Raw genomic sequence first — 6000 nt, forward strand, 5'->3', positions numbered from 1 at the left:
GGCGGTGAGCAGCTGCCCCGGGTCGGCGCTGTGCGCGGCGCCGCGGAACCGCCGCCGGTCGCCGGAACCGGCCCGGCCGGGGGTGCGGCCCCGGGCGTCGGCCCGGTGGTGCGGGTCGGCGGCGTCGGCCAGCAGGACGGTCGGGTCCGGCGAGAAGCCGGGGCCGTGGCTGCGCCCGGCCACCACCGGGTGGGCGGCGCGGGCGGCCTTGGCCCGGTACTGGGCGGCGTCGGCGAGCCGGAACAGCCGGTCGGGGGTGGTGACCGGGCCGATCGAGTCCCCGGTGGAGGCGACTCCGCAGGCGACGCCCTCCCCCTCGGCCAGCGCCAGCGCCCGCGCGCAGAGCTCCTCGGCGACGGCGACCACCTCGTCCGCCTTCTGGCCCTCCACCAGCAGGCAGAACTCGTCGCCGCCGAGGCGGGCGGCGAGGCTGCCGGGCAGCTTGGCGGCGGCCAGCGACAGCTGGTGGGCGAAGCGCTCCAGCAGCCGGTCGCCCATCTCGTGCCCGAGCTGGTCGTTGACCCGCTTGAGGCCGTTGACGTCGCAGACCACCAGCGAGACCACCGTGCCGTCGCGGTTGTGCGCCTCCAGCGCGCTCTCCAGCCGGGCGTCCACCGCCCGCCGGTTGGCCAGGCCGGTCAGCGGGTCGGAGAAGGCGAGTTTGCGCAGGTCGGCGAGGCGCTCGGTCTGGGCGAGCCCGGCCGAGACCTGGGCGGCGAGCAGGGTGGCGTAGTCGGCGTCGCCCTCGGTGAACTCCGGCGCCCCGGTGGACCTCGCCAGGTAGAGCTCGCCCCAGGCCTGCCCGTGCAGCACGATCGGGGCGACCACGCAGCAGGCCCGGCCGCGCCGGCGCAGCGCGGCGGCGCGCTCCTGGCAGTAGGCCCCGGCGGCGGGGTGCGAGTGCCCGGGGTGCGGCTCGGTGTTCTCCGCGCTCTGCAGCCAGGCGCGGGGCAGCCGGCCGGTGGTCCAGCGCTCCTCCAGGTAGGTGACGATCTCGGGGAAGTCCGCCACGGGGTAGGACTCGTCCTGCGGCAGCTCCTCCTCGCCCGGTGCCAGGTCCCCGTGGTTGACCAGCACCCGCAGCCGGCCGGACTCCCGGTCCCAGACCGAGACGGCCGCCATGGTGGCGCCGAGGGCCTCGGTGGCGCGGACGGCCGCCGCGCGGACGGCCTCCAGCGGGGTGAGCGCCCCCGCCATGTCCTGGGCGAGCTCCACCACGGACGTCAGTCGCGAGTCGGGGACGGCGGGCGGCTCCGTACGGTCGCACACGCAGCCGCCGCGGTCCGTCGTGATCGCCTCACTGCCCACCGGCTCGCCTCGTTCCCTGTGCTCGGTCCTGTTCGGCCCCGTGGCTCACCCCACCGAGAACCGGACCCGTCCAGCCGCTTGCACCAAGACTATGGCGGTTTCATTCGGTTATGCCCCGTTTGCCCGCACGGATCCTCGCGACCGGACCGGTTTCAGCCGTACGGCTTTCGGACGACGGCCGCGGACCCCGCCACGGGACCGGCCCGGACACCCTGCCCGGACCGCCTCGTGCGAACACCCCGGCCGCCTCGTGCGAAGACCCGCCTACCCCGTACGCCGCCGAGCATTCCGGGCGGTGCGGGAGCCCCGGCGCGCGGCCGACCGCTCCTCGGGAGGACTACGCCCCGGGGGCTATGCCCCGCGCGGCCGCCGCGACAGCAGCCACGGCTCGACCAGCCCGAGCCCGCGCACCGGGCGGCGCCACATCGGCTGGAGGTTGAACCGGTGCCCGGCGTCCGGTCCCGGCACCGGGAGCCCGGAGGCGGGCAGCCCGGCGGCGGTCGCCAGGGCCTCGGCCAGGCCCGGCGCGTCCGCGTCGGCCGGGGCGACGCTGCCGTTCTGCTCCAGCGCGGCCGCGAGTTCGCCGTCGATCAGCACCGCGTCCTTGGGTGCGATCGAGGTGAGCCGGCTGGCGAGGTTGACCGTGGTGCCGAAGACGTCGCCCATCCGCGAGGTGACGGTGCCGAAGGCCATGCCGACCCGCAGCGCGGGGATGGTGTCGTCCTCGGCCAGGGCCTCGATCAGGCTGAGTGCGATCTCGGCGGCCGTCCCCGGGTCCTCGGAGACGTAGAGGATCTCGTCGCCGAGGGTCTTGATCACCCGGCCGCCCTGGCCGACGATCAGGTCGGAGCAGGTGTTCTCGAAGGTCTCGACCAGCTCGCCGAGCTCCTCCTCCTCCAGCCGGCGGGAGAGCCGGGTGAAGCCGACCAGGTCGGCGAAGCCGACCGCCAGCCGGCCACTGGTGATCTCGGTGTCCTCGGCGGCCTGCACCACCCGGCCGGTGACGGCGGCCAGCTGGCGGCGCCAGACGTACACCAGGAACTGCTCCAGTTCCGGCAGCAGCAGCTCGACCAGCGGGTAGGCCACGTCGGCGCGGGTCAGCCCCGGTTCGACGGACTGGGTGAGGTTCTCCAGGAAGGTGTCCATCTGCCAGCCGGCCAGCCGGGCGGTGGTCTGCCCGGTCGAACGGGCCACCTGGATCGCCATCGGCTCGCTGAGCAGACCCGACTCCACCAGGCCGGCGAGCCGGCGCAGCGCGATCACGTCACCGTCGGTGAGCGCCCGCGACTGCCCGATGTCCGGGAAGCCCATCGCCCGCCAGAAGCGGGTGGCCAGCTCCATCGGGACGTCGGCGGCCCGGGCGGCCTGGTACGGGGTGTAGCGGCGTGGTGCGTCCAGGATCAGGCGTTCCAGGTCGAGCGCGACCGTCTGGTCGTCGGAGCCCGCCGTACCGCCGTTGCCGCCGTCCTCTGCCACCGGTCCGTCCCCGTGCGGTTGCCGCACTTGCCTCGTGTCCTGCCTGTCCGGGCGCGCCCGCCACCCTTCGGGCAGTGGCGCGCCTCACACTGCTGCCAGGTGGAATGTTCGCACGGAATCCCGCGATCCGGGGCATCCGCCCGGGTCAAGGAGAGGTGAAGAGTCCCGCTCAGCGCGGCTCGGGGCGCACGTGGACGACGTCTCCGGCGCCCACCGGGCGGCGTGCGCCGTCGGGCGTGCGGACCACCAGCCGGCCGTCGCCGTCGATCGCCACCGCCTCGCCGAGCAGCTCCCGGTCGCCGGGCAGGTGGACCTTGACCGGCCGGCCGAGGGTGGTGCAGCGGTCCGCGTAGGCGGACAGCAGGCCGCTGGCGTGCGGGTCGCCGGCGGCGGCCGTCCACTCGGCGTAGAGATCGGCGAACTCGCGCAGCAGCGCGCGCAGCAGGGTGGGCCGGTCGGTCACCGCCGCGCCGGCCAGGGCCAGCGAGGCGGCGGTGGGGACGGGCAGTTCGCTCGCGCGCAGCGAGACGTTGACGCCGAGGCCGGCCACCACCGCGCCGCCGCTCAGTTCGGTGAGGATGCCGCCCAGCTTGCGCTCCGCGCCGTCGATCTCCACCTGGAGGTCGTTGGGCCATTTCAGGCCGACTTCGACCTCGGCGACCCGGCTCAGCGTGGCGGCCGCCGCGACGCCGACCAGGATCGGCAACCAGCCGTACCGCTCGACGGGTACCTCGTCCGGGCGAAGCAGGACGGAGAGGAAGAGCCCGGAGCGGGGCGGCGCCGTCCACTGCCGCTCCAGCCGGCCGCGCCCGGCGCTCTGCGCCTCCGCGACCAGCACGGCGCCCTGCGGCGCACCCTGCTTGGCGCGGGCGGCGAGGTCGCTGTTGGTGGAGCCGGTCTCGGTGACGACGTCCAGCGCCGTCCAGAACCCGCCCGGCAGGACGAGGTCGCGGCGCAGGGCCTCGGCGTCCAGCGGCGGCCGGTCCAGATCGGTCCAGGGCGACGGCCCGGCATGGCCGAAGCCGCGCAGTCCACTGCGGCGGGGGGTGACGGGGTCGGTCATGACCACGAGACTAGGGCCTGACCGGCGCCGTGGCCGTAGGCCGCCATATCGTCCCGCAGAACGGCCGTTGACACACTGTGTCGCTGGCCATAACGGGAAACCCTGCGCGCTGGCTACGCTACTCGACGGTAGTTCGTTGCGCCGCCCTGCCCTCATGCGCGTGTCCCGCCCAGACCCGCGTACCACCGAAACAGGCCGCGGCCCATGGATCAGGGAGAGCCCACCCGATGACCGAGGCCCCGTACGACCCCCACACCACCGCCGGCAAGCTCGCCGACCTGCGGCGCAGGATCGACGAGGCGGTGCACTCCGGCTCCGCCAAGGCCGTGGAGAAGCAGCACGCCAAGGGCAAGCTGACCGCCCGTGAGCGCGTCGTCGAGCTGATGGACGAGGGCTCCTTCGTGGAGTTCGACGAGTTCGCCCGGCACCGCTCGATCAACTTCGGCCAGGAGAAGAACCGCCCGTACGGCGACGGCGTGGTCACCGGCTACGGCACCGTCGACGGCCGTCAGGTGGCCGTCTTCGCGCAGGACTTCACCGTCTTCGGCGGCTCGCTCGGCGAGGTGTTCGGCGAGAAGATCGTCAAGGTGATGGACTTCGCGCTGAAGACCGGCTGCCCGGTCATCGGCATCAACGACTCCGGCGGCGCCCGGATCCAGGAGGGCGTGGTCTCGCTCGGCCTGTACGGCGAGATCTTCCGCCGCAACGTGCACGCCTCCGGCGTGGTCCCGCAGATCTCGCTGATCATGGGCCCCTGCGCGGGCGGCGCGGTGTACTCCCCCGCGATCACCGACTTCGTGGTGATGGCCGATCAGACCTCGCACATGTTCATCACCGGCCCGGACGTGATCAAGACCGTCACCGGCGAGGACGTCGGCATGGAGGAGCTGGGCGGCGCGCGCACCCACAACACCAAGTCGGGGAACGCGCACTACCTGGCCGCGGACGAGAAGGAGGCGATCGAGTACGTCAAGAGCCTGCTCTCGTACCTGCCCTCCAACAACCTCTCCGACCCGCCGTCCTTCCCCGAGGAGGCGGACCTCTCGGTCACCGACGAGGACCTCGAACTCGACGCCCTCGTCCCGGACTCGGCGAACCAGCCGTACGACATGCACACGGTGATCGAGCACGTCCTGGACGACGGCGAGTTCCTGGAGACCCAGCCGCTGTACGCCGGCAACATCATCACCGGCTTCGGCCGGGTCGAGGGCCACCCCGTCGGCATCGTCGGCAACCAGCCGATGGACCTGGCCGGCTGCCTGGACATCGCCGCCAGCGAGAAGGCCGCCCGGTTCATCCGGACCTGCGACTCGTTCAACATCCCGGTGCTGACCTTCGTCGACGTGCCCGGCTTCCTGCCCGGCACCGAGCAGGAGTGGGACGGCATCATCCGCCGCGGCGCCAAGCTGATCTACGCCTACGCCGAGGCCACCGTCCCGCTGATCACCGTGATCACCCGCAAGGCCTTCGGCGGCGCGTACGACGTGATGGGCTCCAAGCACCTGGGTGCCGACCTCAACCTCGCCTGGCCGACCGCGCAGATCGCCGTGATGGGCGCACAGGGCGCGGTCAACATCCTGCACCGGCGCGAGCTGGCCGAGGCGGACGACGTCGAGGCCCGGCGGGCCGAGCTGATCGCCTCCTACGAGGACACCCTGCTCAACCCGTACCTGGCGGCCGAGCGCGGCTACGTGGACGCCGTCATCGCACCGAGCGAGACCCGCCGGCACATCGTCCGCGGGCTGCGGGCGCTGCGCGGCAAGCGCGAGGTGCTGCCGCCGAAGAAGCACGGAAACATCCCCCTGTAAGCGGCTGTCGCGAGAGGATTGAGCCATGGCCCCGATCCACGTGCTGCACGGGCAGCCGACCCCCGAGGAGCTGGCCACCGTCCTGGCGGTGGTCCAGTCCCGGGCCGCCGCCGCACAGGCCGCCGCCGAGGCGGCCCGCCGGGCCGGCGCCGGCCCGGACTCCCCCTGGAACGACCGCGCCCGCCGGCTGCGCGCCACCCCCCGCCCCGGCGTCAACGCCTGGCGCACCTCGGGCTGGGCGGGCTAGTACCAATACCAGTGACTTAAGGATCGCTGATGGTAGGCTGCCTGCCCAGGAGGTGCCTGGATGCCACGCCCTGGGCAGGTCAAGCCGGCGACGGACGA

Annotated in this window: 4 protein-coding genes and 1 pseudogene; 2 read left to right on the forward strand and 3 right to left on the reverse strand. The window is 73.6% G+C overall.

Translation table 11 applies throughout. From position 1 onward, the window contains the following. Nucleotides 1-171: 171 nt before the first annotated feature. From AB0J08_RS34940 to AB0J08_RS34950, 3 genes and pseudogenes are all read right to left on the reverse strand, one after another. Nucleotides 172-1197, reverse strand: a pseudogene (locus AB0J08_RS34940) (diguanylate cyclase); the annotation flags it as partial. Nucleotides 1198-1659: 462 nt separating this feature from the next. Next, nucleotides 1660-2784, reverse strand: a complete 1125-nt coding sequence (locus AB0J08_RS34945) for an adenylate/guanylate cyclase domain-containing protein (RefSeq protein ID WP_360642137.1) — start codon at nucleotides 2782-2784, stop codon at nucleotides 1660-1662. A 169-nt stretch (nucleotides 2785-2953) separates the two neighbouring features. After that, complete coding sequence (locus tag AB0J08_RS34950) at nucleotides 2954-3847, reverse strand: biotin--[acetyl-CoA-carboxylase] ligase (protein ID WP_360642139.1); 894 nt, start codon at nucleotides 3845-3847, stop codon at nucleotides 2954-2956. A gap of 227 nt (nucleotides 3848-4074) precedes the next feature. Between AB0J08_RS34950 and AB0J08_RS34955 the strand changes: the two genes are divergently transcribed. Together AB0J08_RS34955 and AB0J08_RS34960 are read left to right on the forward strand one after the other, a co-directional pair. After that, nucleotides 4075-5655: an acyl-CoA carboxylase subunit beta gene (locus tag AB0J08_RS34955; protein ID WP_360642141.1), complete on the forward strand. Its 1581-nt coding sequence runs from the start codon at nucleotides 4075-4077 to the stop codon at nucleotides 5653-5655. Nucleotides 5656-5680: 25 nt separating this feature from the next. Then, nucleotides 5681-5902, forward strand: coding sequence for an acyl-CoA carboxylase subunit epsilon (locus AB0J08_RS34960; RefSeq protein ID WP_360642143.1), 222 nt, complete (start codon nucleotides 5681-5683; stop codon nucleotides 5900-5902). Nucleotides 5903-6000: the final 98 nt, after the last annotated feature.

This window comes from Kitasatospora sp. NPDC050463 (genome assembly GCF_040655255.1).
Classification (GTDB): domain Bacteria; phylum Actinomycetota; class Actinomycetes; order Streptomycetales; family Streptomycetaceae; genus Kitasatospora.